Here is a 25,738-nt window from a genome sequence, read left to right on the forward strand (position 1 = left end):
TCGGCCGATGCCGGGAGCGTGACCGGCGGAGCACCATGGAATACATGAGCACCGTTTACCTGAACCCACGCAAGACCGGCCCCGCTCACGGCGCGACCGCGGCCACCGGTCACCCACGCGGACACCGCATAGGAAACGCGGCGCGCGCCGTATCGGTCTTCGCGCGCACCGCGTTCGGTGTGGCCGTCCTCGGCGAGTACGCGGAGGAGGCCGGCGTCGTCCGCCGCCACCGCTGAGCCCGACGGGCCCGGCCCCAGGCCCCTGTCAGCTCTCCGTCAGCAGCTCGTCCGCGTCGACGATCCGGTACGCGTAACCCTGCTCGGCGAGGAACCGCTGGCGGTGCGCCGCGAAGTCCTGGTCGATCGTGTCGCGGGCGACCACCGAGTAGAACCGGGCCTCGTGCCCGTCCGCCTTCGGCCGAAGCACCCGGCCGAGCCGCTGTGCCTCCTCCTGGCGTGAGCCGAACGTCCCCGACACCTGGATGGCGACGGTCGCCTCCGGCAGGTCGATCGAGAAGTTCGCGACCTTCGACACGACCAGCACACTGATCTCGCCCTGACGGAACGCCTCGAACAGCTTCTCGCGCTGCGCGTTGCTCGTCTCGCCCTTGATCACCGGGGCGTCCAGGTGCTCACCGAGTTCGTCGAGCTGGTCGATGTACTGCCCGATGACCAGGGTCTGCTCGCCCTTGTGCTTGCGTACGAGCGCCTCGGTGACCTTCCGCTTCGTCGCCGTCGTCGCGCAGAACCGGTACTTCTCCTCGGCCTCGGCCGTCGCGTAGGCGAGGCGCTCCGAGTCCGTGAGGTTCACCCGGACCTCGACGCAGTCGGCGGGCGCGATGTAGCCCTGCGCCTCGATCTCCTTCCACGGGGCGTCGAACCGCTTGGGCCCGATGAGGGAGAAGACGTCCGACTCGCGGCCGTCCTCGCGCACCAGCGTCGCGGTGAGCCCGAGGCGGCGGCGGGCCTGGAGGTCGGCGGTGAACTTGAAGACGGGCGCGGGCAGCAGGTGCACCTCGTCGTAGATCACGAGCCCCCAGTCACGGGAGTCGAACAGCTCCAGGTGCGGGTAGATCCCCTTACGGCGGGTGGTCAGCACCTGGTACGTGGCGATGGTGACCGGCCGGATCTCCTTGCGCGTACCGCTGTACTCGCCGATCTCCTCCTCGGTCAGCGAGGTCCGCTTCACCAGCTCGTGCTTCCACTGCCGGGCGGAGACGGTGTTGGTGACGAGGATCAGGGTGGTCGCCTTGGCCTCGGCCATGGCCCCCGCCCCGACCAGTGTCTTCCCCGCGCCGCAGGGGAGGACGACGACGCCCGAGCCGCCGTGCCAGAATCCCTCGACGGCCTGCTTCTGGTACGGGCGCAGCGACCAGGTCGTCTCGTCGAGCTCGATCGGGTGCGCCTCGCCGTCGACGTATCCGGCGAGGTCCTCGGCCGGCCAGCCCAGCTTCAGCAGCGTCTGCTTGATCTGGCCGCGCTCGGAGGGGTGCACGGCCACGGTGTCCGGGTCGAGGCGTGCCCCGACCAGCGGCTGGACTTTCTTCGAGCGGAGGATCTCCTCCAGCACCGGCCGGTCGTTGGACGTCAGCACCAGTCCGTGGACCGGGTGCTTGGACAGGGTGAGGCGGCCGTACCGCGCCATCGTCTCGGCGATGTCGACGAGGAGCGCGTGCGGCACGGGGTAGCGCGAGTACTCCACGAGCGCGTCGACGACCTGCTCGGCGTCGTGCCCCGCGGCGCGGGCGTTCCACAGACCGAGGGGGGTCAACCGGTAGGTGTGGATGTGCTCGGGGGCACGCTCCAGCTCGGCGAAGGGTGCGATGACACGGCGGCAGGCCTCGGACTGGTCGTGGTCGACTTCGAGGAGCAGCGTCTTGTCGCTCTGGACGATGAGGGGTCCGGTCACGCGCGTCGGCCCTTTCCTGCGGGGGGTGGCTGCCCGGGTGTGAACTGCCAAACGTCCAGTGTGCCTCATCGGCCGTCGACGGGCGGGGCTCCTGTGACGGGCGCCTCTGGAATCGGACACCGTGCGTACGTAACCTGGGACCGCCTGTGACGCACGTCATGGTGCGACAACTTCTGCCACCGCGGGGGGTTTTCCGCGGGGCGGAACAGCGGATGGAGTGGGATGGCGCATGGCGTGGCACGGGGGCCGGCGCATCGTCGGCAGGGAGGCCGGTGACGCGGGCATGGGCTGGCTGCGCAGTTCCCCCACAGGCATGATCATGATCGCCCTGCCGTCCGTGGTCGGCGTGTGCTGGGCGGCGCTGCTGGTCATGCTGCTCTGGCGCTGACCCGGCGCCGTAGCGTGGGGGGATGGACGGATCGGAAGCGGCGGGACGGGTGCCGGGGGCCGGTGAACGGGGCTTCCCGGCCCACCACGCCCCTCGGTGTGAGGGGCTCGGTGAGCTGGACGCGCTCGTCACGCAGTGCCGGGCCTGCCCCCGGCTGGTGGCCTGGCGGGAGGAGGTCGCCGAGGTCAAGCGCGCGGCCTTCCGGGACTGGGACTACTGGGCGCGGCCCGTCCCCGGCTTCGGGCCGCCCGACGCCACGGTGGCCGTGGTCGGGCTGGCGCCCGCCGCGCACGGCGGCAACAGGACCGGCCGGATGTTCACCGGTGACGCGACCGGCGACTTCCTCTTCGCCGCACTGCACACCGTGGGTCTCGCCTCGCAGCCGACCGCCGTCCACGCGGACGACGGGCTCACCCTGCACGGTGTCCGTCTCACCTCTCCCGTGCACTGCGCGCCCCCGGCCAACAAGCCCACCCCGGCGGAGCGCGACACCTGCCGGCCCTGGCTGGCCGCCGAGCTGGACCTGCTGAGCCCGGGGCTCCGGGTGGTCGTGGTCCTCGGCGGGTTCGGCTGGCAGGCGGTGCTGCCGGTGCTCGTCGAGGCGGGCTGGCACGTGCCGCGCCCGCGTCCCGCCTTCGGCCACGGCGCGCATGTCGTGCTGCCCGCCACGGAACGCAGGCAGGAGCTGCACCTGCTGGGCAGTTACCACCCGAGCCAGCGCAACACGTTCACGGGCCGGCTCACGATGCCGATGCTGGTCGACGTGGTCCGCGAGGCCGCCGCCATCGGCGGGCTCCCGGCTCCCCCGGAGGCCGGGCGACCGTAGGGCGGCCCAGGCAGTGGGAAGTTACGGACGGCGGTATCGGGCAAATGGGGCCGATGTGTGTCCGTAACTTCCCAACGCCTCCGTAGCGGACCGGGGCGGTCAGGTCGGCTGGTCGTCGGGGAGTTCCGCGACGCCCGTGATCCGGTGCAGCGGATACGTCCGGACCTCGTCCGCCGTGTGGTCGTACGCGGTCACGAAGCCGCCCTCCACCTTGACCGGGGCGATCACCCGCTGGCTGGCCGCGCCGTCCGCGTTGACGTAGCCGATCCAGACGGCCGAGCCTGTCATCGCGGCCGCCTGCACCGTGGCCAGGGTCTCGGCGCTGGTCGTGCGCGGGAGGGAGCCCGCCGTGGCTGTGTCCGGGCCGTCCCTGTGGACGGCTCTGGCCGCCGTGTCGCCGGCCCGTACTGCCCGGACCGCGGCGTTCAGCAGGGTGCTGTCCGGGACCGGCGGGCCCTCGGGGACGGGGGCGGGCGGCGTGCGCGGCGGGGTGCGGCGGGCGCCGGCGCGGGTGATCAGGACGTCGCCCTCGGCGGATTCGGCGGCCGGGGCGTACCCCATCTCGCGCAGTCCTTCGAGAAGCGAGCCCGGGTCCGCCTGCGCGGCCATGACGGTCGGTGCGAGCCGCCGCAGCCGCAGGGTGGCCGAGCGCTTGTCGGCGAGGATCTCGTTGAGCACGGCCTCGTCGTCGCAGCGTACGTAGGCGGAGGCGGCGCCGATCCGCAGATGGCCGTGGCGGCGCGCCACGTCGTCGATGAGGTAGCTCAGCGGCTGCGGCACCGGCGTACGGCTGTGGGTGGCCAGGAAGGCGTGCAGGTCCGTCGCTGCCCGTCCGGCGTCGAGCGCGCGGCGTACGGAGCCGGGGGTGAAGCGGTAGACCGTCGCGCCGCCCTTGGACTCGATGTCGGCGAGCACCGAGAGCGTGTCGGCGAGCGGGCGTTCCAGCGGGCCGGGGGCGACCGCCGTCAGGTCGGCCTGTAGCAGGACGTGGTCCAGGGGTTCGGGGATCAGCGGGGCGAGGCGGGCGGCGGCGGCGTCGGGGCCCTCGTCGAGCAGGGCGCGGGCCTGGGAGGAGAGGGCGCCGCGGCCGGTGATCCCGAGCGTCTCCGCGTCGTTGACCGTCCACAGGGCGATCCGGGAGCGGAGGTCGGAGGCTTCGCCCGGTGTCGTCGGCCCGCCCGGGGCCGAGGTGCGCAGCGGCCGTTCCCAGCGGAGCCGGGCCAGCAGGGTCTGCGGGTCGGGTGCGGTGCCCGGCGGGAGTGAGGCGAACAGGGCCAGGACCCGGTGGCGTACCTCGGGTGCGGCCGAGCGGTCCAGGTCGGGGCCGAGCGTGGACAGCGCCCGGCCCTTGGAGTCCTGGCCACCGATCAGGCCCGCGGTGCGGGTGGCGGCGAGCCAGGCGGTGGCGAGGTGGGTCCAGCGGTCCTGGGCGGAGAGGTCGAGCCACTCGTCGGAGGCGGGCGTCGGTGCGTACCGTTCGTCGGTCTCGCCGTCGGAGGCCAGCAGGCCCGCCGCGTAGGCGAGTTCGATCCAGAACGCGGCGACGGGCTCCGACACGTCGAGCGCGGCGGCGGCACGCTTCAGTTCGCGCACGCTCAGGCCGCCCGCGCGGAGTATGGCCGGGCCGCCGTTGTTCCAGAGCTTGAGCAGCTCCTCGACGGTGGACAGGGCCATGAAGCCCTGGCCGGCCGCCGCTCTGTCCACAGCCTGGGGATCCCGCTCGGCCGCCGCGACGAGGGCCGGCGGCATGGGCTCGGGGACGCGGTGGGCGCGGCCGGCCCGCAGATGCAGGGCCGCCTCGCGCGGCAGGACGACGGTGCGCGTCGACACGGGCAGCAACAGCCCGCGGTCGCGCAGCCATTGCACGGGCGGGGCGGGGTTCGGGGTGAGCTCCCCGTACGGCGGGCCCCAGACCAGCCGGTCGAGCACGGCCAGCGCCTCGACCGGGGCGGTGTCGAGCAGCTCCGCCATCCTGGTCCGGTCCGTGAAGAGCCCGGCCAGCGCGGCGACCGCGGACACCGGGTCGTGGGTGGCGGGCAGCCCGGCGGCGGTCAGGATCTCTTGCAGCCTGCCGGGCGACATCCCGGCCGTGGCCTCCGAGACGGTCGGGCCGAGGCCCGTGGGGGAGGGGTGCTGCGGGGACGGGGCGAGCAGTTCGCGCGCGGTGCGCACAAGGTGCAGCCGGGTGTCCTCGCCCCAGACCAGGGCCTGTTCACGCAGGGTCGCGAGGGCGCCGGGCAGCGCGGCGGTGATCGCCGCGCCCGCCTCGTCGCGCCCGTCGCCGTCGTCCTGGCCGTCACCGGTGAGGAGGGCGAGCAGCGTGTCGTACGGTGCCGGGTCGGGCGCCACGGCCAGCGCCTCCGCGGTCTGCAGGGCGAAGCGGTCGAGGTGCTCCAGCGCCCGGACGACGGAGGCGCGCGTGCCGGCCCGCGTCGCCAGCTGGGTGATGTCGTTCGGCACGGGGCTGAGCAGGTCGGGGCGGGCACGCAGCAGCCCCGCCAGCGATTCGTCGCTCCGGGCGCGCAGAGCTTCGGCGAGCGTGCGCGGTGGTGTGGTCGTCCCCATCCGTCCCACGGTAGCCCCTGGAACGCTACCGTCGGGGCAGGGCGGTGGAGGGAGGACGATCGCGTGGGGATCGAGAGCGACCAGCTCGTCTACGACTATCTCAGCCGGGTCGGTGACCTGGCGCAGCAGCAACAGCTGTCCTCGGGCGCCCGGATGAGACTCGTCGCGACGCTCCGTGGCGAGATCGACCGGCAGCGCTCCACGGACGGCTCGGACTCTCCGGCCGAGGTCCGGCGGATCATCGGCCGGCTCGGCGCCCCGGGTGAACTCGTGTCCGCGGCAGCCGAGTCGGGCGACGGGGCGGCGGCCGTTCCGTCGCCGAGGACGGACGCGGGCGCGGGAGCGGCCGAACCGCGCGGGGTGCCGCGGGCGCGGCGGAGTGTGCTCAGGAAAGCCGCTTCGCGCAAGGGCGCGTCGCCGGGCCGCGAGGGGAAGGGCACCGCCGGGAGCCCGGATCCCGGCCTCGGGGAGCCGGACACCGAGGGGCGGGCATCCGGAGAGCCCGATCCGAACTGGCCGTCGGCGTCCGCGCCGCACATGGCGGGCCTGGACCAGGCCCCGGCAGGCGCGGAGCCCGAGTGGTGGCGGATCGAGCCGGGGCCCTTCGGTGAAGGCGGCCAGGGCGGGCAGGGCGCGCCGGGGGCCATGGGTCCCGGCACCGCCGTGCCCGGGTTCGTCGGCGGGCTGGAGAGCCCCGAGCTGTTCGGGTTGCCGGGCGCCCCGAAGGCCCCGGGGCCGCGCGCACCGGTCGAGGCGGAGGAGCCCGGGCCGACGGAGGGCGCGGAGGGGGCCGAGCCGCCCGCGCCCCGGCGGCGGAAGCTGCGGCTGCGCCGCCGTCGGCGGGCCGTCGTCGACGGTGAGGTGGCCGTGCGGCCCCGGCTGTCGAACCCGTTGCTGCTGCTGGCCGCTGCGCTGCTGGTCGCCGGTGCCGTGCTCGGGTCGTGGCTGGCGCTCGCGGGTGGCTGGCTGCTGGCGTACAGCTCGCGCAAGTTCTCGCGCGCGGAGGCGAAGTGGGTCGCGCTGGGTCTGCCGGGCGTGGTCGTGGCCGGGGCCGTCGCCTGGCTGTGGGGGCGCATGGACGGCCGCTGGGGCGAACCCCTCGCGGCGGACGCGATGGGCGACGCGATGACGGAGGTCTGGCCCGTGGTGATCCGGGTGGCGGCGGTGGCGTCGGCGTTGTATCTGGTGTGGCGGGCGCGCAGGCTGTCGGGGTGAGGACCGGCGGGCGCGCGGGGCCTCGGAGTGTACGTTCGTACACCTCAGGGGGTACGATCGCCCGCATGCCGACGGACTACTTCGCCAACGATCCGCGTACCAACCTCGAGCGCATGCTCGCCGGTGACCTCTACGTCGCCGACGACCCGGAGATCGCCGAGCGGCAGCAGCGTGCGATGCGCCTCGCGGCCCGCTTCCAGGCCGCCTGCACCGAGGACGCCGACGCCGCCAGGACGATCCTCGCCGAGCTGCTGGACTCCGTGGGCGAAGGCGTCGACCTGCGCCCGCCGTTGTACGTCGACTACGGCAGCAACATCACGATCGGCGCCCGCACCTTCGTCAACTACCACCTCACCGCGCTGGACGTCGCGCGCATCACCATCGGCGAGGACTGCCAGATCGGCCCCAACGTCCAGCTCCTGACCCCCACCCACCCCGTGGAGCCGGAGCCCCGCCGGGACAAGCTGGAAGCCGCGCTCCCCATCACCATCGGTGACAACGTCTGGCTCGGCGGCGGAGTCATCGTCTGCCCCGGGGTGACCATCGGCGACAACTCCGTGATCGGGGCGGGAGCCGTGGTCACGAAGGACGTTCCCGCCGACGTCGTCGCCGTGGGCAACCCCGCCCGCGTCGTCCGCAGCGTCTGACCGGGCTGCCCCATGGCCACCGGACGCACGGACCCGCAGCGGCGCGAGCGCATCCTCGCCGCCACGCTCGACCACATCGCCGAGGAGGGCGTCGCCGGCGTCTCCCACCGCAAGATCGCAGGCCGCGCCGATGTGCCGCTGGGCTCGATGACGTATCACTTCGACGGCATGGACGACCTGCTGCGCGAGGCCTTCACCCGCTTCGCCGACCACATCGTGGCCGTCTTCGAGCTGTACCTGGGCCGGGCCGGCACCCCCGAGCAGGCCCGTGAGGCCGTCACCGACCTGATCCACGTGCTCTCCGAGGGCCCCCGGCGGGATCTCGTCCTCACCCAGGAGCTCTACACCCTGGCCGCCCGGCGCGACGAGTACCGCGAGCTCACCCACGCGTGGATGAACCGCAGCCGCCGTCTGCTGGAGCAGCACTTCGACCCGGACACGGCCCGTCAGCTGGACGCGCTGATCGAGGGGCTGGCCCTGCACCGGTCCCTCGACACCGAGCCGCAGGGCCGCGAGCTGACGCGGCTGGCGGTGCTGCGGATGACGTCCGGCGCCTAGTGCCGGGCGTCGCGACGGGGCGAACGTCGCCTGCTGCGGCACCAGCAGGCCAGGCCCCCCGAACCGCCTGTGGGGCGCGGACCTGACACCGCGCCCCACAGGCTTCAGCCCTACTTCGTCAGGTCCGCCCTGAGCTCGTCCAGGATCTTGTCCGCCGCCGTGTAGCCGATGCCCTGGATCCACAGCTCGTCCTCGACGGGGAACGCCCTGCCGGCCTTCACCGCGCCCATGTTCTTCCACAGCCCGCTGCCCACGGTCTGCTTCTGCTTGGACTTCTCCGCGTCCCCGTACGTCGAGTGGAAGACGACGTCCGCGTCGGCCTGGTCGATCTTCTCCGGGCTGACGTCGTACGAGAAGCCGTCCTTGGCCTTGTCCACGATCGCGGGCCTCCCGAGGCCGACGTCGGCGAGGATCGTCGCGATGTAGCTCTGGCGGCCGTAGATGCGGATGTCGGCGCCCTCCACGAACCGCACCATGTTGACCTCGGTGGCCGCAGCCTTCTCCTTGCCGCCGAGCGCCTCGGTGACCTCGCCGACATGCGCGTCGTAGCCGGCGATGACCTTCTCGGCCGCCGGGACCTTGCCGAGCGCGTTGGCGTGGACCTGGAAGTTCTCCTTCCAGGGATAGCCCGTGTTCTCCGTCATCACGGTCGGCGCGATCTCCGAGAGCTCGTCGTACTTGTCGCCGTGGCGGATCTTGCTGGTGAGGATCAGGTCCGGCTTCAGCCCCGCGATGGCCTCCAGGTTCGGCGTCGTCATCTCGCCGACGTCCTTGATGCCCGCGACCTTCTCCTTCGGCAGGTAGCTCAGGTAGCCCGACTCCGTGCCGGTGTGCGTGGCGCCGACCGGCTTCACCCCGAGGGTGAGCGCGGAGTCCAGCTCGGCGGTGTCCAGGACGACGACCCGCTTCGGGGCGACGGGGACCTTGATGTTGCCCATGGCCGTGGCGACCGTGTGGGTCTTGCCGCCGGAGGACGAGGCAGAGCCGCCGGAACCGGATCCGGAGTCCGACGAGCCGCAGGAGGTGAGGGCCAGCGCGGTGGCGAGGGCCAGCGAACCGGTGGTGAGCAGACGAGCCGCAGGAGGTGTGCGCATGTCAGAGAGCCTTTCCGGAGGAGGACGGGGCGGAGGAGGACGGGGCGGGAGACCAGGGCGCGCCGGGGACGACGAGCGGCGAACCCGTCACCGGGTCCGGGACGACGACGGCTTCCAGGCCGAAGACATCACGTACGAGTTCCGCGGTCACGACATCCCCGGGCCGCCCCTCGGCGACGATGCGTCCCGCCTTCATCGCGACGAGGTGGTCGGCGTACCTGGCGGCCTGGTTGAGGTCGTGCAGGACGGTGACGACGGTCCGTCCCCGGGAGCCGTCCGCCGCCGGAGCGGCGAGCCGGCGCACCAGGTCCAGGACCTCGACCTGGTGCGCGATGTCCAGATACGTCGTCGGCTCGTCGAGCAGCAGCAGATCGGTGTCCTGTGCGAGCGCCATCGCGATCCACACCCGCTGACGCTGGCCCCCGGACAGCTCGTCCACCGGCCGGTCGCCGAGGGCGGTGATGTCCGTACGCTCCATGGCCTCCGTCACCGCCCGCTCGTCCGCGTCCGACCACTGCTGCCACCAGCGCTGGTGGGGCTGGCGGCCACGGGCGACCAGGTCGGAGACGGTGATCGCCTCGGGGGCCACGGGAGTCTGCGGGAGCAGCCCGACCGACCGGGCGATCGTGCGCGTGGGGATGCGTGACAGCTCCGTACCGTCCAGGAGCACCGACCCGCCGGCCGGCTTCAGCAGCCGGCCCAGCGCGCGCAGGGTCGTCGACTTGCCGCAGGCGTTGGGGCCGACGATGACCGTCACGCATCCGTCGGGCACGGCCAGGTCCAGCTCGTGCACGACGGTGCGGTCGTCGTAGGCGAGGGTCAGGGCGCGCGCCGAGAGCCTGGACGTGGCGGTGTCCGTGGACCGGGTCGTCGTCATGCGTTGCCTCCAGTGCGGCCACCGTGGCCACGGATGATCAGCCAGATCAGATACGGGGCGCCGACCGCCGCCGTCAGCACACCCACCGGAAGCTCGGTGGGCGAGAAGAGCCTGCGGGCCAGCAGGTCCGCGAAGACGACGATGACGGCGCCGAGCAGCGCCGAGCACAGCAGCGGGATCTGTGCCGTACGGGTCATCCGGCGGGCGATCTGCGGGGCGAGCAGCGCCACGAAGTCGACCGGCCCCGCCGTCCCCGTCGCCACGGACGCCAGGACCACCCCGAGGGCGATGAGCCCCAGCCGGACGCGCCCCAGGCGCACGCCCAGGGCCGTCGCGGTGTCGTCGTCCATCGAGACGGTGCGCTGCGCGCGCGCCGCCCACGCCACGGCGGGCAGCAGGACCAGGAGCGCCCAGCCGATCGGGGCGGCCTCGTCCCAGCCGCGGCCGTTGAGGGAACCCGTCATCCAGATCTGCGCCTGCTGGGCGACCAGGTAGTCGCCCTTCGTCAGGAACAGGGTCGTCACCGACCGCAGGGCGATCGCGAAGCCGATCCCGATGAGGACGAAGCGGGTCGCGTGGAGCCCGCCGCGCCACGCGAAGACGTACACGAGCACGGCGGCGGCGATGCCGCCGATGACGGAGAGGTAGGGCAGGACGGTGTACGAGGTGAGGCCGAAGGTCATCGCGCCGACGGTGAGCGCGCTCGCGCCCTGGCTGATGCCGATGATGTCGGGGCTGGCGAGCGGATTGCGGGCGACGGTCTGGATCAGCGCCCCGGCGATCCCGAAGGCCGCGCCGACGAGCAGCCCGACCACCATGCGGGGCAGCCGCAGGGTGCCCACGACCAGTTCGTCCGGCGACGGCTGCCCGAGGACGACCTTCACGGCCTCCGCGGGCGCCACGAAGCTCTCGCCGACGCAGAGGTAGGCGACACACACCGCCGCCAGCAGGACGACGAGGGCCACCGCGACGAGCCCGGCCCGCCGGTGGAGCAGGAAGCGGCCACGCTTCCCGACCCGCACGACCCGGTAGCCGGCGGGGCGGACCGGAGGCCGTACGGGCACTGCCGTGTCCGCGCTCATGCGGGCACCGCCTTCCGGCGTACGAGGGTGACCAGGAACGGGACGCCGATCAGCGCCGTCATCACGCCTGCCGGGACCTCGCCGGGCGGGAACAGGACCCGGCCGACGACGTCGGAGACGAGGAGCATCACGGGCCCGACGAGGGCCGCCATCGGCAGCACCCAGCGGTGGTCGCCGCCCACGATCGCGCGGGCGATGTGCGGCACCGCGAGGCCGACGAAGGCGATCGGTCCGGCCGCCGCGACGCCCGCGCCGGTGAGCACGGTGGCCCCGATGCCGCCGACGATGCGGACGGCCGCGACGTTCTGCCCCAGGCCCTTCGCGACGTCCTCGCCCAGCGCCAGCGCGTCGAGCCCGCGCGCCACGGACACCACGAGGGCGGCGCCGATCAGCAGGAACGGCCAGATCTGCTGGGCGACCTGGGCCTCACGGCCGGCGATCGAGCCCACCTGCCAGAAGCGGAACTCGTCGAGCGCCGACGCCTTGGTGGTCAGCACCGCCATGGTCACCGACACCAGCAGCGCGTTGATCGCGGCTCCGCCCAGCGCGAGCTTCACCGGTGTCGCACCGCCACGCCCCCGGGAGGCGATGGCGTACACGGCGACGGACGCCACGGCGGCCCCGGCGAAGGCGAACCACACATAGCCGGTGAGGGTGTGGATCCCGGCGTAGGCGATGGCCAGGACCACGGCCACCGACGCGCCCTGGCTGATCCCGAGGATCCCCGGGTCGGCGATGGGGTTACGGGTGATGCCCTGGAGCACCGTGCCCGCGAGGGCGAGCGCCGCGCCGACCATCAGCCCGATCACGGTGCGCGGCACCCGCATCTGCCGGATCACCTCGGCGGCGTCGGAGTGCCCGCCGTGCAGCAGGGCGTCCAGGACCGCGGACGGCGCGATGGTCCGCGCCCCCACGGCGAGGCTGAGCAGGACGGCGAACACCAGGGCGACGGCGGCGGCAGCGATCGCGAGCGCGCGTCTGGACAGGCGTGGAGCGGCGGCTGCCATCGGAACCAATCGGGGTGAGCGAGGGGCCAGGGAATGCGGGAACCAGGGCATTACGAGGTAAGGCTTGGCTAAGTCTATGGGTGGCCGATGAGCCCGCTCCTGGCGCCCATGGGCTCGGTCGCCCCTCGGCAGGGGGAATGGGCGCGGTGGGTCCGTATGCCCGTGGCCGCTGCCGCACCGCCTGGTGGACGGCCGGGCGGCGGGGCCGGGGCGGTCGGCACAATGGACCACATGCCTTCACCCACCCTGACGGTCGGATTCGACCTCGACATGACCCTCATCGACTCCCGGCCCGGCATCAAGGCCGCCTACGAGACACTGGCCGCCGAGACGGGGGTGTACATCGACACCGACCTGGTCGTCAGCCGGCTCGGCCCGCCGCTCCAGGACGAGATGGAGAACTGGTTCCCGGCCGACGCGATCGCCGGGGCCTGCGACCGCTACCGCGCGATCTACCCGGACACGGCGATCACAGGGACGACCGCGCTCCCCGGCGCCCGGGAGGCCGTCGAGGCGGTCCAGGCACTCGGCGGGCGGGCCATGGTCGTCACCGCCAAGTACGAACCGAACGCCAAGCTCCACCTCGCGCACCTCGGCATAGCGGCGGACGTGCTGATCGGCGGGCTCTGGGCCGAGGGCAAGGCGGAAGCGCTCCTGGAGCACGGCGCGCGGATCTACGTCGGCGACCACACCGGGGACGTACGGGGAGCGCGCGCGGCGAACGCGCTGTCGGTCGGCGTCACCACCGGCCCGTGCGACGAGGAGGAACTGCGGGCGGCCGGAGCCGACGTGATCCTGCCGGACCTCACGGTGTTCCCCGCCTGGCTGCGGACCTTCGCGGCGGCCTGACGCACCACAGGAAGGCCCGGCCGCTACCTCGCGGCGGCGCGCTTCGGGGAGTTCTTCCACACGGACCGCACCACCCCCGCCGCCGCGATCAGGAAGCCGAGGCCCATCAGCATGCACACCACGTAGGCGACGGACGGGAACGGGTCGGTGCCCAGGAACAGCGGGGCCACGGTGACCAGGGTGGCCAGTGCGCCGATGAAGAAGACGATCGCGCCGACCTGTACGAGCCAGTCGCCTGCGCCTGAAGGAGTAGTACTCACCCGGTCAGGGTAGTTCCCAGCTCGGCGGAACCAATCGGCGACGTCTTGTGTCCGGCTCCGGGCCCATTAGCCTGGGGCATGGCGGGTCTCTGACCCGCTGTACTGCTATCCGGAGCCGTTTTTCACGGCTCTTCCGTGCACCGACGAGTACGAGGACGAGGACAGACGTGCCCACGGGTAAGGTCAAATGGTTCAATTCGGAAAAGGGCTTCGGCTTTCTTTCGCGCGACGACGGCGCCGACGTCTTCGTCCACTCCTCCGTCCTCCCGGCCGGCGTCGACGCGCTCAAGCCCGGTCAGCGCGTCGAGTTCGGCGTGGTCGCGGGCCAGCGCGGTGACCAGGCCCTTTCCGTGGTGATCCTCGACCCCACGCCGTCCGTCGCCGCCGCACAGCGGCGCAGGCCGGACGAGCTGGCCTCGATCGTGCAGGACCTGACGACGGTGCTGGAGAACATCACGCCGCTGCTGGAGCGGGGCCGCTACCCCGACAAGGCGGCCGGCGCGAAGATCGCCGGCCTGCTGAGGGCGGTCGCCGACCAGCTCGACGTCTGACGGACACGGGGACGCCCGGGCAGGGCCCGGGCGTCCCTGATCAGCGCCCGGTGACGGAGAACGCGTCCGGCGCCAGCGCCGGCACGAGGCCCTCGGCCGCGGCCCGGGTCAGCAGGCCGCGGATCGCCGCGTAGCCGTCCTCGCCGAGGTCGGCGGTGAACTCGTTCACGTACAGCCCGATGTGCTGGTCGGCCACGGCCGGGTCCATCTCCTGGGCGTGCTCCAGGACGTACGGACGCGACTTCTCCGGGTCGTCCCAGGCCATCCGCACCGACGTACGGATCGAGTCCGACAGCCGGTTCAGCGTCTCCTCGCCCAGCGAGCGCTTCGCGATGATCGCGCCGAGGGGGATCGGCAGGCCGGTGGTCGACTCCCAGTGCTCGCCCATGTCGGCGAGGCTGTGCAGACCGTAGTTCCGGTAGGTGAAACGGGCCTCGTGGATCACGAGCCCGGCGTCCACCCGGCCGTCGCGCACCGCCGGCATGATCTCGTCGAACGGCATGACGACGATCTCGCCCACGCCGCCCGGCACGACCTCGGCCGCCCACAGCCGGAACAGCAGATAGGCGGTGGAGCGCTCGCTCGGCACGGCGACGGTCTTCCCCGTCAGGTCCGTGCCCGGCTCCCTCGTGAGGACGAGCGGCCCGCAGCCACGCCCCAGGGCCCCGCCGCACGGCAGCAGCGCGTACTCGTCGAGTACCCACGGGAGGACGGCGTACGACACCTTCAGGACGTCGAGCTCGCCGCGCTCGGCCATGCCGTTGGTGATGTCGATGTCGGCGAAGGTGACATCGAGGGCGGGCGCGCCGGGGACCCTTCCGTGCGCCCAGGCGTCGAAGACGAAGGTGTCGTTCGGGCACGGCGAGAACGCGATCCGCAGCGCGGGGTGCGAGGCGCCGGCGGAGTTCGTCGCGGTGTCAGTCACTGTGTCGGTCGAGTCGGTCATGCCAGGTCCAACTTTCCACTACGGGTGCGGTCTTCCCGAACGCCTCGGTGAGAGCCGCCAGGGCGTCGCCGATACGCCAGGCCCCGCGGTCGCGCGGCCCCACGGTGTTCGAGACGGCCCGGAGCTCCAGCGCCGGCACGCCGAACCTGTCGGCGGCTTCCGCGACGCCGAAGCCCTCCATGGCCTCGGCGACGGCTCCGGGATGCGCGGCCAGCAGCTCGGCGGTGCGGGCCGCGCTGCCGGTCACGGTGGAGACGGTGAGGACGGGGCCCGGCACGGCGCCGGTGGCCTCCGCCACGTCCCGTACGAGCGCCTCGGGCGGCAGGAAGGAGTCCCTGCCGAAGCCGAGACCGGTGACGGGCACGAAACCGTCCGGGGTCTCGGCGCCCAGGTCCGCGGCGACGATGCCGGTCGCCACGACGAGGGAGCCGACGGGCGCGGCGGGTGCGAAGCCGCCGCCGATGCCGGCCGAGACGACGGCCGCGTACGGCGTCGATGCGGACGCGGCGGCGAGGGCGCAGGCGGTGGCGGCCGCAGCGGCGGCCGGACCCGCGCCGCCCGCGAGGACGTCGAACGGGCCGGCCAGGTGCAGCTCGGCGCCCGGCACCTCACGTATCCGCGGCCCGTCCGCGAAAGCACGCGTGACCGCGTCCCGTTCGGCCGGGACAGCGGTCACGACAAGCACCCGCACAGCGGTGGTCCTCGGGGTCGGAGGGGCGGTCAGGACGTCAGGAGGTCTTCTTGAGCTGGAAGTGCCAGACGCCCGTGAGCTTCTGACCCTTCGTCTCGACGATGCTGACCTGGGTCTTGTCCGCCGTGGTCTCGCCCGTCTGGCTGGCGAAGAAGGCGCTGCCGGGGATCGACCGGTAGGTCTTCTTGTACGGCTCCTGCTCGGCCTGCTGGCCGTTGATGAAGAGGGACCAGCCGTGGTCGGCGATCTCGGGGTCGACGCCGAAGCGGACCTTGTCGTCCATCGCGACCTTGACGGTGTCCTCCGCCTTCTTGTTCAGGCAGCCCTGGATCTCGGACTCCTTGAGGGCCTTGCCGTCGTTGTAGCAGGACGCCTCGGCGCTCACCGAGTTGTCGCCGACCGTCACGGTGGCGAGTGGCGTCGGCTTGTCGCAGGCGGACAGGACAAGGAGTCCCGCGGACACGGCACCAAGAGCGACGCCGATTCGACGGCCCTTACCGGAGAAGAACGCAACGGTCATGCGCCGAAGGTTATCGGTCGGTGCCGCTCATGCCACGCGGGGGTGCGGTGAGCCGCGCCGTGCGGCCCCCAGGAGGCCCCGTACGGAGGCTGCGGCGCCGAGTCCGAGGAGCCCCGCGGCGACGGACATGCCGAGTACTCCGTTGAGGGGGAGCGCGATGCCGATCGCGCCGCCGGCCACCCAGGCCATCTGGAGCAGCGTCTCCGACCTGGCGAAGGCCGACGTACGCACCTCCTCCGGCACGTCGCGCTGGATCATCGCGTCCAGCGACAGCTTCGACAGGGCCTGCGTGAAGCCCGCGACCGCGGCGAGAGCGGCGACCATCACCGTGCTGAAGAACGCGGCGGCGAGCACGGCGACCCCCAGGGCGAGCCCCAGCACCGTCGCGACGATCACCTCGGGGCCGCGTGCCCTCAGCCACGAGCCGACCGCCGTGCCGAAGGCGTTGCCGGCCCCGGCCGCGACCCCGACGATTCCGAGGGAGACGGCCGCGCTCTGCCCCGACAGGGGGTGCTCGCGCAGCAGGAACGCCAGGAAGAAGATGAGGAAGCCGGAGAGCGCGCGGTGCGCGGCGTTCGCCTGGAGACCGTGCAGGACGGACGGCCCGACGGACCGCAGCCCGGGCGGCTTCTCCCGCCCGCGCCTTCCGACGGTTCTCGTGCTGCCGCTCCTGCCCCACTTGGTCCTCCGGCCGGTGACGACCGGGCGGGCCGCCTCCTCGTGCGGGACCACGAGGCGGGCCTTGCGCTCGCCCTTCGCGGAGTCGACCTTGGGCGGCAGAGTGAAGGCGAGGACGGTCCCGCCGAGGAAGATCGCGCAGGCGCCGTAGAGCGGCCAGGGGGAACCGATGCTCTGCAGCCCCGCCCCGATCGGCGCCGCGACACCCGTGGCCAGCAGACCGGCCAGGGTGACCCGTGAATTGGCCTTCACCAGGGAGAAGCGGGGCGGCAGGAGACGGGGCACGACGGCGCTGCGCACGACCCCGTACGCCTTCGAGGAGACCAGGACGCCCAGCGCCGCCGGATACAGCTCCAGGCCGCCCGTGGCCACCGCGCCCGACATCGTGATCGCGAGCACCGCCCTGGCGAACATCGCACCGGCCATCGCTGCGCGGCGGCCGTGCGGCAGACGGTCCAGGAGGGGGCCGATCACCGGGGCGAGCAGGGTGAAGGGGGCCATGGTGACGGCGAGGTACAGGGCGACGCGCCCGCGTGCCTCGTCCGTCGGTACGGAGAAGAACACCGTGGAGGCGAGCGCCACGGTGATCATGACGTCCCCGGCGCCGTTGACCGCGTGCAGCTCGATCAGCTTGCCGAGGCCGGACTCGCCCGCCCCATGGGCGTGGGTCGCCTTGCGGATCCCCCGTGCGGTGCCCGTGAACGGGGCGCGCAGGGCACGCCCCATCGCCCGGCCCGCCCTGCGGAGCGGACCGGATCCGTCGGACGACCTGGCGGCAGTCACGTGGTCATAGTGCCCCACCCCCCGCCGTCACGAACCCATGATCGGGCCGGGGCGTGGCGGCGGACGCTCCGTCGGGCGAGTCGTTCCGGGCCGGAAATGGCTGGGACGCACCATCGGTCCAGGGCGGATCCGCCCTTCGCCCGGCGGTGGATCCGGACCGTTACGTAAGGGTTCCGGTCCTGTTTGGGACGGGCAGGTGGGCGCGGGGCGGCGGAGAGGGTAGCGTGCACTCACGCGCCACCGGCGGTTGTTCTTGGCCGCGCGCCTCTCCGCGATCCCGCAGAATGGGTGGCAGAAGGCGCGCCCGAGGCAGGCACAACGGGTGTGGACGTCGACGCGGCCCCCAGGTCCGCTCCGCCCACAACTGTCATGGCCGAAATCGGACATCGATGGAGCTGCTGGCGCGCTCGTGAGACGGCGTATGGAGAGAAGCGAGACCTGTGAGTGCTGCGACGACGCGAAGCCGTACGGCCCGTACCCCCGCCCCTGACCGTCTGTGCGCCGAGGCGGTAGACCTCGCACGCGCGGCGGCGGAGGAGGCGGCCGCGCCAGGAGTGGTGGGTGAGCATGTGGCCCTGGTCTCCGAAGGTGACCGGGTGGTCACGCACTACTTCGAGTCCAAGGAGCCCGGTTACCGGGGCTGGCGCTGGGCGGTGACGGTAGCCAGGGCCTCCCGCGCCAAGAACATCACCCTTGACGAAACGGTGCTGCTGCCCGGCTCCGACGCGCTCCTGGCCCCCGAGTGGGTGCCCTGGAGCGAGCGGCTGAGGCCCGGCGACATGGGCCCGGGCGACCTGCTGCCCACCGAGGCGGAGGACCCGCGCCTGGAGCCCGGCTGGACGGGCGAGGACGAGCCCCTGCCGAATTCCGCGGTCTCCGAGGTGTCCCAGGAGCTGGCCGCTCTCGCCGACGTCGAGGACGCGGAGCTGACGCCCCTGCCGGGGACGCGCCGCGGCTCGATCGCGGCGGTCGCGGACGAGCTCGGCACGCGGCGTGCGCGGGTGCTGTCCCGCTACGGGCTGCGGCTGGCGGCGGACCGCTGGGACGAGGAGTTCGGCGCGAAGACGCCCATGGCGCAGGCGGCGCCCGCGTCCTGTGTCACCTGTGCGTTCCTGGTGCCGATGGCGGGCTCGCTGAAGCAGGCCTTCGGGGTCTGCGCGAACGAGTTCGCCCCGGCGGACGGCCGGGTGGTCTCCCTGTCGTACGGCTGCGGGGGGCACTCAGAGGCGGCGGTCATGCCGAAGCCGCCGAAGCCGGCGCCGCACGCGCTGGACACGATGCAGGTGGACGACTACTCCCTGCGTCCGGCTGACGCCTCGGGCTCGGTCCCGGACCGGCCGGACGGCGCGACGGAGGACCTGGGCCACTCCTGACGCTCCTGCCCGCTGCGGGGTCCGGGCTTGCGGTGCCCGGACGTCGCGGGGTCCAGGCTGCGCCGGTCAAGGCTTTGTCCCCAGGCCCTGTCCCCAGGCCCTGTCCCCAGGCCCTGATTGCCGGGCGGGCTCGATTTTGCCCCGGTGCGGCCGAACTCCGCTCATGGGGGCGGCTCCGGTCGCGGTACCTTCGGGCGCACACTGGGCGTCACGGGTCACCGGAAGAGCGGAGTACGAGCGTGAGCATGAATGCGACCGAGGGGGCCGATCCGTTCGGGACGGCGCGGCTGCGGCGCGGCGTGCTCGACGCCTGGGGCGCCGGCCCGGCCCGCTTCCGGGAGGACGCCAACGCCGAGGAGGACCTCGCGCTGGGCGGCTACCGCGACCGCCTGGTCGTCGAGCTCGCCCAGAACGCGGCCGACGCCGCCGCCCGCGCCGGTGTCCCCGGCCGGCTCCGCCTCACTCTGCACGAGGCGGGCGGCGGCAGCCCCGCCGTCCTGGCCGCCGCCAACAACGGCGCCCCGCTCGACGCGACCGGCGTCGAGTCGCTGAGCACGCTGCGGGCATCCGCCAAGCGTGAGGGCCACGAGTCGTCCGTCGGCCGCTTCGGCGTCGGCTTCGCCGCCGTGCTCGCCGTCAGCGACGAGCCCGCCGTGATCGGGCGCCACGGAGGCGTCCGCTGGTCCCTCGCGGAGGCCCGCGACCTCGCGCGGCAGGCGGCCGTCGGCAGCCCCGGGCTCGGCGACGAGCTGCGCCGCCGTGACGGACACGTACCGCTGCTCCGGCTCCCGCTGCCCGCCGAGGGCACCGCGCCCGACGGTTACGACACCGTCGTCGTCCTGCCGCTCCGCGACGGCGTCGCCGAGGACCTCGTGAGCAGGCTGCTCGACGGCGTCGACGACGCGCTGCTCCTGACCCTGGCCGGCCTCGACGAGGTCGTCATCGAAACCCCCGACGGTGTACGGACGTTGAGGCGCTCCCAGCACGGCCCGTACACGCATGTCGACGACTCCGCGCGCGGCCTCCACCGCTGGCGCACCGCCGTCGGACACGGCCCCCTGGAGCCCGCGCTGCTGGCCGACCGGCCCGTCGAGGAGCGGCTGCGTCCGCACTGGTCCGTGACGTGGGCCGTGCCCGTCGACGAGGACGGGGCGCCCCAGCACCCCCGTACGGCACCCGTCGTGCACGCGCCGACCCCCACCGACGAACCCCTCGGGATCCCCGCGCTGCTGATCGCCTCGCTGCCGCTGGACACCACCCGCAGGCACCCCGCGCCGGGCCCGCTGACCGACTTCCTGGTGGAGCGCGCGGCCGACGCCTACGCCGAGCTGCTCGCCGGGTGGGAGCCCGTGTCCGTCGCCACGATCTCGCTGGTGCCGGGCGTGCTCGGCAAGGGGCGGCTCGACGGCGCGCTGCGGGCCGCCATCCTGGGGCGGCTGCCCCGGGTCGCGTTCCTGGAGCCCGCCGCACCCCGGGACCCGGCCGAGGCCGCGGCCCAGTGGGACGACTGGGACGCCACCGGGGCCCCGGGTGCGGGGACGACCGCGCTGCGGCCCGTCGAGGCCGAGGTCGTCGAAGGCGTGGGCGAGGCGACCGTACGGGTCCTCGCCGAGGTCCTGCCCTGTCTGCTGCCCGCCGGTCTTGAGCGCCGCGCCGAGCTGCGCACGCTCGGGGTCGCCCGGGTCCCGCTGACCGAGGCCATCGACCGGCTGGCCGGTCTGGAGCGTGCCCCGGACTGGTGGCGGCGGCTGTACGACAGCCTGGCCGGTGTCGACCCCGACCGGCTCTCCGGGCTGCCCGTGCCCCTCGCCGGCTCCGCTGACACGCCCCGCACCACCATCGGCCCCCGCCAGGTCCTCCTGCCGCTGCCGGACGCGCTGACCTCGCCCGTCCTCGGCCGGCTGGCCAGGCTCGGGCTGAAGGTGGCTCACCCGGACGCCGCCCACCCGCTGCTGGAGAAGCTGGGCGCCCTGCCCGCCACCCCCCGCGCCGTCCTGCGGACCCCGCAGGTCAGGGCCGCTGTCGCGGGTTCACTGGACGCGGGCGAGATCTGGGACGAGGACGCCCTGGACGGGGACGAGCTCGCCGACACCGTCCTCACGCTCGTACGTGACGCGGACCTCGCCCCCGGCGACGAGCCCTGGCTGGGCGCGCTCGCCCTGCCCGACGAGGACGGCGAGCCCGCGCCCGCCGGTGAACTCGTGCTGCCGGACAGCCCGTTCGCCCAGGTGATGCGCGAGGGCGAACTCGCCCTGTGTGACGCGGAGCTGGCCGCACGCTGGGGCGAACAGCCCCTGACCGCCTGCGGGGTGCTGGCCACCTTCGCCCTCGTACGCGCCACCGACGTCGTCCTGGACCCGGACGAACTGGAGCCCCGCGACAGCGACTTCGCCGAGCCCGACGACGCCGGTCTGCTCGACGCCGTCGACGTGTGGTGCGAGGACGTCCTGGACCAGCTCCCGGACACCCCCGTGCCGCCGGTCGCCACCGAGATCGTCGCCGTGCGCGACCTGGACCTCGTCGACGACGACGCCTGGCCGCAGGCGCTGGCGATGCTCGCCCGGCCGCCGCTGCGCGACGCGCTGACCCAGCCGGTACGGGTGCTGCTCCCGGACGGTACGACGCAGTCGGTGCGGCCCTACACCGCGTGGTGGCTGCGCGACCACCCGGTGCTCGACGGCCGGCGCCCGGCAGGCCTGCGGGCGGCGGGCGGCGACCCGCGCCTGGCGGGCCTGTACGACTCCGCCGACGCCACGGGCTTCGACGACGCCGAGGTGCTGCGCGCCCTCGGCGTACGGACCTCGGTGGCCGCACTCCTGGACGAGCCGGGCGGGGCGGCCGAGCTGCTGGGCCGGCTCGCCGACGAGGAGCGTCCCGTCGGACCCGTACAACTGCATTCGCTGTACACGGCGCTCGCCGAGCTGGACCCCGAACAGGTCACGCTCCCCGACGAGCTGCGGGCCGTCGTGGACGACGAGGTGCGGGTCGCCGACGCGGCGGACGTGGTGATCGCCGACGCCCCCGACCTGCTGCCGCTGACCGCCGGCCTCCCGCTGCTCCCGGTCGCGCCGGCACGTGCGGCGGAGCTGGCGGACCTGCTCCAGGTGCGGCGGCTGGGCGAGAGCGTCGAGGCCGTGGTGACGACGGAGGGCGAGGAGCACCACGTGCCGGAGTCCGTACGGATCCTGCTCGGCGCCGGGACCCCCGGCACCTATGTCGAGCACAGCGAACTGCGTGCGGGCGGCGTCGAGCTGGACTGGCGCCGCACCCCCGACGGTGTGGTCCACGCGTCGACGGTGGAGGGCGTGGCGGCCGGTCTCGCCTGGGCGGCCGGCCAGTGGCCGCGCCGCTTCGAGGTGGCAGCGCTGCTGGAGGACCCGTCCCGCACGGAGGAGCTGGCACGGGACCGCTGGTTCGACTGAATCATGTGATCTTCACAGAAAATACGCTCCCCCTGCACAACCGTTCACAGGTGAGCGTTGTCTGGTCTGTCGAGTCATCAGGCTCACCGACCAGTTGGGGTCCGCCGGGTGCACAGCGCCTCGGCGGACCCCCTGCTCCACAGGGGACCACATGCGTATTCGTGCCACCGTCGCCGCTGTTTCCGGCGCCCTGGCTCTGTCCGCCCTCGCCGTACCGGCCGCCCAGGCCGACGACGGCCGCACCTGGACGCCTGACTTCGAGCTGTCCGCCCCGGAGCACTCCGACGGGCGGATGGCCGCCCGTGCGGTCACCGCCTACGGCGACCTCAAGATCACCAAGGCTGTCGTGAACGGCGGCAAGCCCATCGTGGTGGGCACCACCGCACCGAAGAAGGTCACCGTCGCTATCACGGCCACGGACGACTCGGGCATCGCCGACGCCTCCACGGTCCTGTGGATCGGCAGCGGCCTGGAGTCCGAGGACAGCTTCGGCTTCTCGCAGAACGAGGAGGCCGCCAAGTGCAAGGCGGCCAACGCCACGACCTCCACCTGCACGCTCACGGTCACCGTCGACCCCGCCTGGCTGATCAACTCCGACTCGACCAGCTGGAAGGTCGGCGCCGCGGTGCTCAGCAAGGACGGCCAGGTCGTCCAGAACGACGTCTTCGCCAGGGCGAGGCTCCAGCGCCTCTCCAGGCTGACCGTCAACGCCGCGCCGGAGCCCGTCAAGAAGGGCAGGACCATCACGGTCACCGGCAAGCTGTCGCGCGCCAACTGGGAAACCGACACCTACAAGGGCTACACCGGGCAGTCCGTCAAGCTGCAGTTCCGCAAGAAGACCAGCAGCACCTACACCACCGTCAAGACCATCAAGACGAACAGCACCGGTGCGCTGAAGACCACGGTCAAGGCCTCGGTGGACGGCTACTGGCGCTACAGCTTCGCCGGCACCTCGACCACCCCGGCCGTCACGACCGCGGGTGACTTCGTCGACGTCAAGTAGTCACGAGCGGAAGCGGCGGCCGACCAGACGCCAGGCCAGTTCCAGGACGGCCGCCGCGACCACCGCGATGCCCACCGCGGTCCACGGCATCGTCACCCCCACCAGCTTCAGCGCGAAGAAGTCCTGGAGCCAGGGCACGGCGAGGACGACGAGGAAGCACAGGCCCATCGTCACCACCAGGGCGATCCGCCACCACGTGTAGGGGCGGGCGATGATCGCCAGGACCCACATGGAGACCAGGAACAGGGTGAGGGTCGCCGCGCTCGTCTCCGCGTCGAGCGCGCCCGGACCGGAGTAGGCGTGCCGGGCGACCAGATACGTGGCGAAGGTGGCCGCCGCCGCGATGATCCCGGACGGGACGGCGTACCGCATGACGCGGCGTACGAAGTGCGGCTGGGCCCGCTCCTTGTTGGGGGCGAGCGCCAGGAAGAACGCCGGGACGCCGATCGTCAGCGTGGACAGCAGCGTGAGATGGCGCGGCAGGAACGGGTACTCCACCTGGAAGCAGACCACCAGGATCGCCAGCAGCACCGAGTAGACGGTCTTCGTGAGGAACAGCGTGGCGACCCGGGTGATGTTGCCGATGACCCGGCGGCCCTCCGCCACGACCGAGGGCAGTGTCGCGAAGCTGTTGTCGAGCAGCACGATCTGCGCCACCGCGCGGGTCGCCTCGGAGCCCGAGCCCATCGAGACCCCGATGTCGGCGTCCTTGAGCGCGAGCACGTCGTTGACGCCGTCCCCGGTCATCGCGACCGTGTGCCCGCGTGACTGGAGGGCCGCGACCATGTCCCGCTTCTGCTGCGGGGTGACCCGGCCGAAGACCGCGTTCCGTTCGATCTCCGACGCCATGTCGTCGCTGTCATCGGGCAGCCGGCGGGCGTCCAGGGGGTGCTCCGCACCCGGCATTCCCAGCTTCTGGGCGACCGCGCCGACCGAGACGGCGTTGTCACCGGAGATGACCTTCGCGGCGACGTTCTGGTCGTCGAAGTAGGCCAGGGTCTCCCCGGCGTCGGGCCGCAGCCGCTGTTCGAGGACGACCAGCGCGGTGGGCGCGGCCCCGGAGGCGGCGTCCGGGGCGTCCAGCTCGCCGGGCACCCTGGCGAGGAGCAGCACCCTCAGCCCCTGTTCGTTGAGGTGGCCGGTCTCTGCGAGGGCCGGGTCGTCGGCGGCCAGCAGCACATCGGGCGCGCCGAGCAGCCACGCGGACTCGGCGCCCTCGCCCTCGGTGAAGGCGGCCCCGCTGTACTTGCGGGCCGAGGAGAAGGGCATGGCCTGCCGGACGTCCCAGCCCCCGCCGTCCGGGTAGGCGTCGATGATGGCCTGGAGGCTGGCGTTGGGCCGTGGGTCGGAGGCGCCGAGAGCGCCGAGGACACGGCGTACGTACTCCTCGTCGGAGCCGTTCAGCGGGCGGACCTCGGTGACGTCCATGCCGCCCTCGGTGAGCGTGCCCGTCTTGTCCAGGCAGACGACGTCGACCCGGGCCAGGCCCTCGATGGCGGGCAGCTCCTGCACGAGGCACTGCTTGCGGCCGAGCCGGATGACCCCGATCGCGAAGGCGACCGAGGTGAGCAGGACCAGGCCCTCGGGGATCATCGGGACGATGCCGCCGACCGTGCGGGCCACCGACTCCTTGAAGTCGTTCTCCTTGACGACCAGCTGGCTGATGATGAGCCCGATCGCCGTCGGCACCATCATCCAGGTCACGTACTTGAGGATCGTGCTGATGCCGCTGCGGAGCTCGGACTGGACGAGGGTGAAGCGGGACGCCTCCTCGGCGAGCTGGGCGGCGTAGGCCTCGCGGCCGACCTTGGTGGCGGTGAACGCCCCTCCGCCTGCGACGACGAAGCTGCCGGACATCACGGGATCGCCGGGCCGCTTGACCACGGGGTCGGCCTCGCCGGTCAGGAGCGACTCGTCGATCTCCAGGCTGTCGGCCTCGGCGACCGTGCCGTCGACGACGGCCTTGTCCCCGGGGCCCAGCTCGATCAGATCGCCGAGCACGATCTCGGACACGGAGACCTCGGCTGCGGTCCCGTCGCGCCGCACGGTCGGTTTCGCCTCGCCGATCACCGCGAGACCGTCCAGGGTCTTCTTGGCGCGCCACTCCTGGACGATGCCGATCCCGGTGTTGGCGACGATCACGAAGCCGAAGAGGCTGTCCTGGATCGGCGCGACCGACAGCATGATGACCCAGAGCACACCGATGAGCAGGTTGAACCGGGTGAGGACGTTCGCGCGGACGATCTCGGTGAGTGAGCGGGACGAACGGACGGGTACGTCGTTGACCTCGCCCCGTGAGACCCGTTCGGCGACCTCGGCGGTGGTCAGCCCGCCCGGTGGTGCGGGCGGAGCGGAGGTCGGTACGGGGTCCGGCTGCTCACCGTGGGGGTCGAGTGCCCGCTGCGTCATGATTCCGACCGTACGGGCGGAAGGGACGGTTCACCCGCCGGGCGCCGGAAGATCGGACCCGGGGAGGACCAGGATGGTACCGGGCT

The 25,738-nt window shown here is 73.0% G+C and carries 23 protein-coding genes; 11 read left to right on the forward strand and 12 right to left on the reverse strand.

Annotation, left to right across the window (positions count from 1 at the left end; genetic code table 11):
* Window positions 1–44 precede the first annotated feature (44 nt).
* Window positions 45–236, forward strand: coding sequence for a hypothetical protein (locus ACIREO_RS09180; protein ID WP_404106856.1), 192 nt, complete (start codon window positions 45–47; stop codon window positions 234–236).
* Window positions 237–264: 28 nt separating this feature from the next.
* Here the strand turns inward: ACIREO_RS09180 and ACIREO_RS09185 are convergent, their stop codons facing one another.
* Window positions 265–1,908, reverse strand: a complete 1,644-nt coding sequence (locus ACIREO_RS09185) for a DNA repair helicase XPB (protein WP_404106857.1) — start codon at window positions 1,906–1,908, stop codon at window positions 265–267.
* 229 nt (window positions 1,909–2,137) lie between these two features.
* Here ACIREO_RS09185 and ACIREO_RS09190 point away from each other — a divergent pair, with 229 nt between their 5' ends.
* Both ACIREO_RS09190 and ACIREO_RS09195 read left to right on the forward strand, forming a co-directional pair.
* Window positions 2,138–2,296, forward strand: coding sequence for a hypothetical protein (locus tag ACIREO_RS09190; RefSeq protein WP_404106859.1), 159 nt, complete (start codon window positions 2,138–2,140; stop codon window positions 2,294–2,296).
* 22 nt (window positions 2,297–2,318) lie between these two features.
* Complete coding sequence (locus tag ACIREO_RS09195) at window positions 2,319–3,122, forward strand: uracil-DNA glycosylase (protein WP_404106860.1); 804 nt, start codon at window positions 2,319–2,321, stop codon at window positions 3,120–3,122.
* A gap of 99 nt (window positions 3,123–3,221) precedes the next feature.
* Here ACIREO_RS09195 and ACIREO_RS09200 read toward each other — a convergent pair whose 3' ends face one another.
* Window positions 3,222–5,687: a helicase C-terminal domain-containing protein gene (locus ACIREO_RS09200; protein WP_404106862.1), complete on the reverse strand. Its 2,466-nt coding sequence runs from the start codon at window positions 5,685–5,687 to the stop codon at window positions 3,222–3,224.
* A 63-nt stretch (window positions 5,688–5,750) separates the two neighbouring features.
* Here ACIREO_RS09200 and ACIREO_RS09205 point away from each other — a divergent pair, with 63 nt between their 5' ends.
* From ACIREO_RS09205 to ACIREO_RS09215, 3 genes are all read left to right on the forward strand, one after another.
* On the forward strand, window positions 5,751–6,902 hold the full coding sequence (locus tag ACIREO_RS09205) for a hypothetical protein (protein ID WP_404106864.1): 1,152 nt from the start codon (window positions 5,751–5,753) through the stop codon (window positions 6,900–6,902).
* Window positions 6,903–6,967: 65 nt separating this feature from the next.
* Window positions 6,968–7,549, forward strand: a complete 582-nt coding sequence (locus tag ACIREO_RS09210) for a sugar O-acetyltransferase (protein WP_404106865.1) — start codon at window positions 6,968–6,970, stop codon at window positions 7,547–7,549.
* Window positions 7,550–7,561: 12 nt separating this feature from the next.
* Complete coding sequence (locus ACIREO_RS09215; protein ID WP_404106867.1) at window positions 7,562–8,107, forward strand: TetR/AcrR family transcriptional regulator; 546 nt, start codon at window positions 7,562–7,564, stop codon at window positions 8,105–8,107.
* Between the two features lie 110 nt (window positions 8,108–8,217).
* Here ACIREO_RS09215 and ACIREO_RS09220 read toward each other — a convergent pair whose 3' ends face one another.
* The 4 genes from ACIREO_RS09220 to ACIREO_RS09235 are packed head-to-tail and all read right to left on the reverse strand — an operon-like array spanning window position 8,218 to window position 12,167.
* Entirely contained in the window at window positions 8,218–9,201 is a 984-nt protein-coding gene (locus tag ACIREO_RS09220; RefSeq protein WP_404106869.1) for an ABC transporter substrate-binding protein, read from the reverse strand.
* A gap of 1 nt (window position 9,202) precedes the next feature.
* Window positions 9,203–10,078: an ABC transporter ATP-binding protein gene (locus tag ACIREO_RS09225; RefSeq protein ID WP_404106870.1), complete on the reverse strand. Its 876-nt coding sequence runs from the start codon at window positions 10,076–10,078 to the stop codon at window positions 9,203–9,205.
* Window positions 10,075–11,160, reverse strand: a complete 1,086-nt coding sequence (locus tag ACIREO_RS09230; RefSeq protein WP_404106871.1) for a FecCD family ABC transporter permease — start codon at window positions 11,158–11,160, stop codon at window positions 10,075–10,077. Before ACIREO_RS09230 ends, ACIREO_RS09225 begins: the two co-directional genes overlap by 4 nt.
* The gene (locus tag ACIREO_RS09235; RefSeq protein ID WP_404106873.1) at window positions 11,157–12,167 is read right to left on the reverse strand and encodes a FecCD family ABC transporter permease; all 1,011 of its coding nucleotides are present in this window, start codon (window positions 12,165–12,167) and stop codon (window positions 11,157–11,159) included. The genes ACIREO_RS09230 and ACIREO_RS09235 overlap by 4 nt, the downstream gene beginning before the upstream one ends.
* Before the next feature lie 231 nt (window positions 12,168–12,398).
* Between ACIREO_RS09235 and ACIREO_RS09240 the strand changes: the two genes are divergently transcribed.
* Entirely contained in the window at window positions 12,399–13,016 is a 618-nt protein-coding gene (locus tag ACIREO_RS09240) for an HAD family hydrolase (protein WP_404106875.1), read from the forward strand.
* Window positions 13,017–13,039: 23 nt separating this feature from the next.
* Here ACIREO_RS09240 and ACIREO_RS09245 read toward each other — a convergent pair whose 3' ends face one another.
* Window positions 13,040–13,276 (reverse strand): hypothetical protein, encoded by a 237-nt coding sequence (locus tag ACIREO_RS09245; protein WP_404106876.1) that lies wholly within the window; start codon window positions 13,274–13,276, stop codon window positions 13,040–13,042.
* A 167-nt stretch (window positions 13,277–13,443) separates the two neighbouring features.
* Between ACIREO_RS09245 and ACIREO_RS09250 the strand changes: the two genes are divergently transcribed.
* On the forward strand, window positions 13,444–13,827 hold the full coding sequence (locus ACIREO_RS09250) for a cold-shock protein (RefSeq protein ID WP_404106878.1): 384 nt from the start codon (window positions 13,444–13,446) through the stop codon (window positions 13,825–13,827).
* Window positions 13,828–13,867: 40 nt separating this feature from the next.
* Here the strand turns inward: ACIREO_RS09250 and ACIREO_RS09255 are convergent, their stop codons facing one another.
* From ACIREO_RS09255 to ACIREO_RS09270, 4 genes are read right to left on the reverse strand one after another with little or no spacing between them, the layout of a single operon-like run.
* Window positions 13,868–14,773 carry a 1,4-dihydroxy-6-naphthoate synthase gene (locus ACIREO_RS09255; protein WP_404106879.1) on the reverse strand — a complete coding sequence of 302 codons (906 nt, stop codon included), beginning with the start codon at window positions 14,771–14,773 and terminating at the stop codon, window positions 13,868–13,870.
* On the reverse strand, window positions 14,745–15,464 hold the full coding sequence (locus ACIREO_RS09260; protein WP_404106880.1) for a futalosine hydrolase: 720 nt from the start codon (window positions 15,462–15,464) through the stop codon (window positions 14,745–14,747). Before ACIREO_RS09260 ends, ACIREO_RS09255 begins: the two co-directional genes overlap by 29 nt.
* A gap of 37 nt (window positions 15,465–15,501) precedes the next feature.
* Window positions 15,502–15,984, reverse strand: coding sequence for a DUF2771 domain-containing protein (locus ACIREO_RS09265; protein ID WP_404106881.1), 483 nt, complete (start codon window positions 15,982–15,984; stop codon window positions 15,502–15,504).
* Window positions 15,985–16,011: 27 nt separating this feature from the next.
* Window positions 16,012–17,445, reverse strand: coding sequence for an MFS transporter (locus ACIREO_RS09270; protein WP_404106883.1), 1,434 nt, complete (start codon window positions 17,443–17,445; stop codon window positions 16,012–16,014).
* A 440-nt stretch (window positions 17,446–17,885) separates the two neighbouring features.
* On the opposite strand from ACIREO_RS09270, the gene ACIREO_RS09275 reads away from it, so the two are divergent.
* From ACIREO_RS09275 to ACIREO_RS09285, 3 genes are all read left to right on the forward strand, one after another.
* Window positions 17,886–18,818: a DUF3027 domain-containing protein gene (locus tag ACIREO_RS09275; protein ID WP_404106884.1), complete on the forward strand. Its 933-nt coding sequence runs from the start codon at window positions 17,886–17,888 to the stop codon at window positions 18,816–18,818.
* 245 nt (window positions 18,819–19,063) lie between these two features.
* The gene (locus ACIREO_RS09280; protein WP_404106886.1) at window positions 19,064–22,240 is read left to right on the forward strand and encodes a sacsin N-terminal ATP-binding-like domain-containing protein; all 3,177 of its coding nucleotides are present in this window, start codon (window positions 19,064–19,066) and stop codon (window positions 22,238–22,240) included.
* 151 nt (window positions 22,241–22,391) lie between these two features.
* Window positions 22,392–23,243: a DUF5707 domain-containing protein gene (locus ACIREO_RS09285; RefSeq protein ID WP_404106887.1), complete on the forward strand. Its 852-nt coding sequence runs from the start codon at window positions 22,392–22,394 to the stop codon at window positions 23,241–23,243.
* Here the strand turns inward: ACIREO_RS09285 and ACIREO_RS09290 are convergent, their stop codons facing one another.
* Complete coding sequence (locus ACIREO_RS09290; RefSeq protein WP_404106889.1) at window positions 23,244–25,652, reverse strand: HAD-IC family P-type ATPase; 2,409 nt, start codon at window positions 25,650–25,652, stop codon at window positions 23,244–23,246. It abuts the gene before it with no gap.
* Window positions 25,653–25,738 lie beyond the last annotated feature (86 nt).

Origin of the sequence: Streptomyces sp. NPDC102441 (assembly GCF_044765585.1) — a bacterium.
Lineage (GTDB): Bacteria > Actinomycetota > Actinomycetes > Streptomycetales > Streptomycetaceae > Streptomyces.

Coding starts and splice junctions, on each gene's coding strand:
- ACIREO_RS09180 (WP_404106856.1), top strand. CDS start 45: ATGAGCACCGTTTACCTGAACCCACGCAAGACCGGCCCCGCTCACGGC.
- ACIREO_RS09190 (WP_404106859.1), top strand. CDS start 2,138: ATGGCGTGGCACGGGGGCCGGCGCATCGTCGGCAGGGAGGCCGGTGAC.
- ACIREO_RS09195 (WP_404106860.1), top strand. CDS start 2,319: ATGGACGGATCGGAAGCGGCGGGACGGGTGCCGGGGGCCGGTGAACGG.
- ACIREO_RS09200 (WP_404106862.1), bottom strand. CDS start 5,687: ATGGGGACGACCACACCACCGCGCACGCTCGCCGAAGCTCTGCGCGCC.
- ACIREO_RS09210 (WP_404106865.1), top strand. CDS start 6,968: ATGCCGACGGACTACTTCGCCAACGATCCGCGTACCAACCTCGAGCGC.
- ACIREO_RS09215 (WP_404106867.1), top strand. CDS start 7,562: ATGGCCACCGGACGCACGGACCCGCAGCGGCGCGAGCGCATCCTCGCC.
- ACIREO_RS09220 (WP_404106869.1), bottom strand. CDS start 9,201: ATGCGCACACCTCCTGCGGCTCGTCTGCTCACCACCGGTTCGCTGGCC.
- ACIREO_RS09225 (WP_404106870.1), bottom strand. CDS start 10,078: ATGACGACGACCCGGTCCACGGACACCGCCACGTCCAGGCTCTCGGCG.
- ACIREO_RS09230 (WP_404106871.1), bottom strand. CDS start 11,160: ATGAGCGCGGACACGGCAGTGCCCGTACGGCCTCCGGTCCGCCCCGCC.
- ACIREO_RS09235 (WP_404106873.1), bottom strand. CDS start 12,167: ATGGCAGCCGCCGCTCCACGCCTGTCCAGACGCGCGCTCGCGATCGCT.
- ACIREO_RS09240 (WP_404106875.1), top strand. CDS start 12,399: ATGCCTTCACCCACCCTGACGGTCGGATTCGACCTCGACATGACCCTC.
- ACIREO_RS09255 (WP_404106879.1), bottom strand. CDS start 14,773: ATGACCGACTCGACCGACACAGTGACTGACACCGCGACGAACTCCGCC.
- ACIREO_RS09265 (WP_404106881.1), bottom strand. CDS start 15,984: ATGACCGTTGCGTTCTTCTCCGGTAAGGGCCGTCGAATCGGCGTCGCT.
- ACIREO_RS09280 (WP_404106886.1), top strand. CDS start 19,064: ATGAATGCGACCGAGGGGGCCGATCCGTTCGGGACGGCGCGGCTGCGG.
- ACIREO_RS09285 (WP_404106887.1), top strand. CDS start 22,392: ATGCGTATTCGTGCCACCGTCGCCGCTGTTTCCGGCGCCCTGGCTCTG.
- ACIREO_RS09290 (WP_404106889.1), bottom strand. CDS start 25,652: ATGACGCAGCGGGCACTCGACCCCCACGGTGAGCAGCCGGACCCCGTA.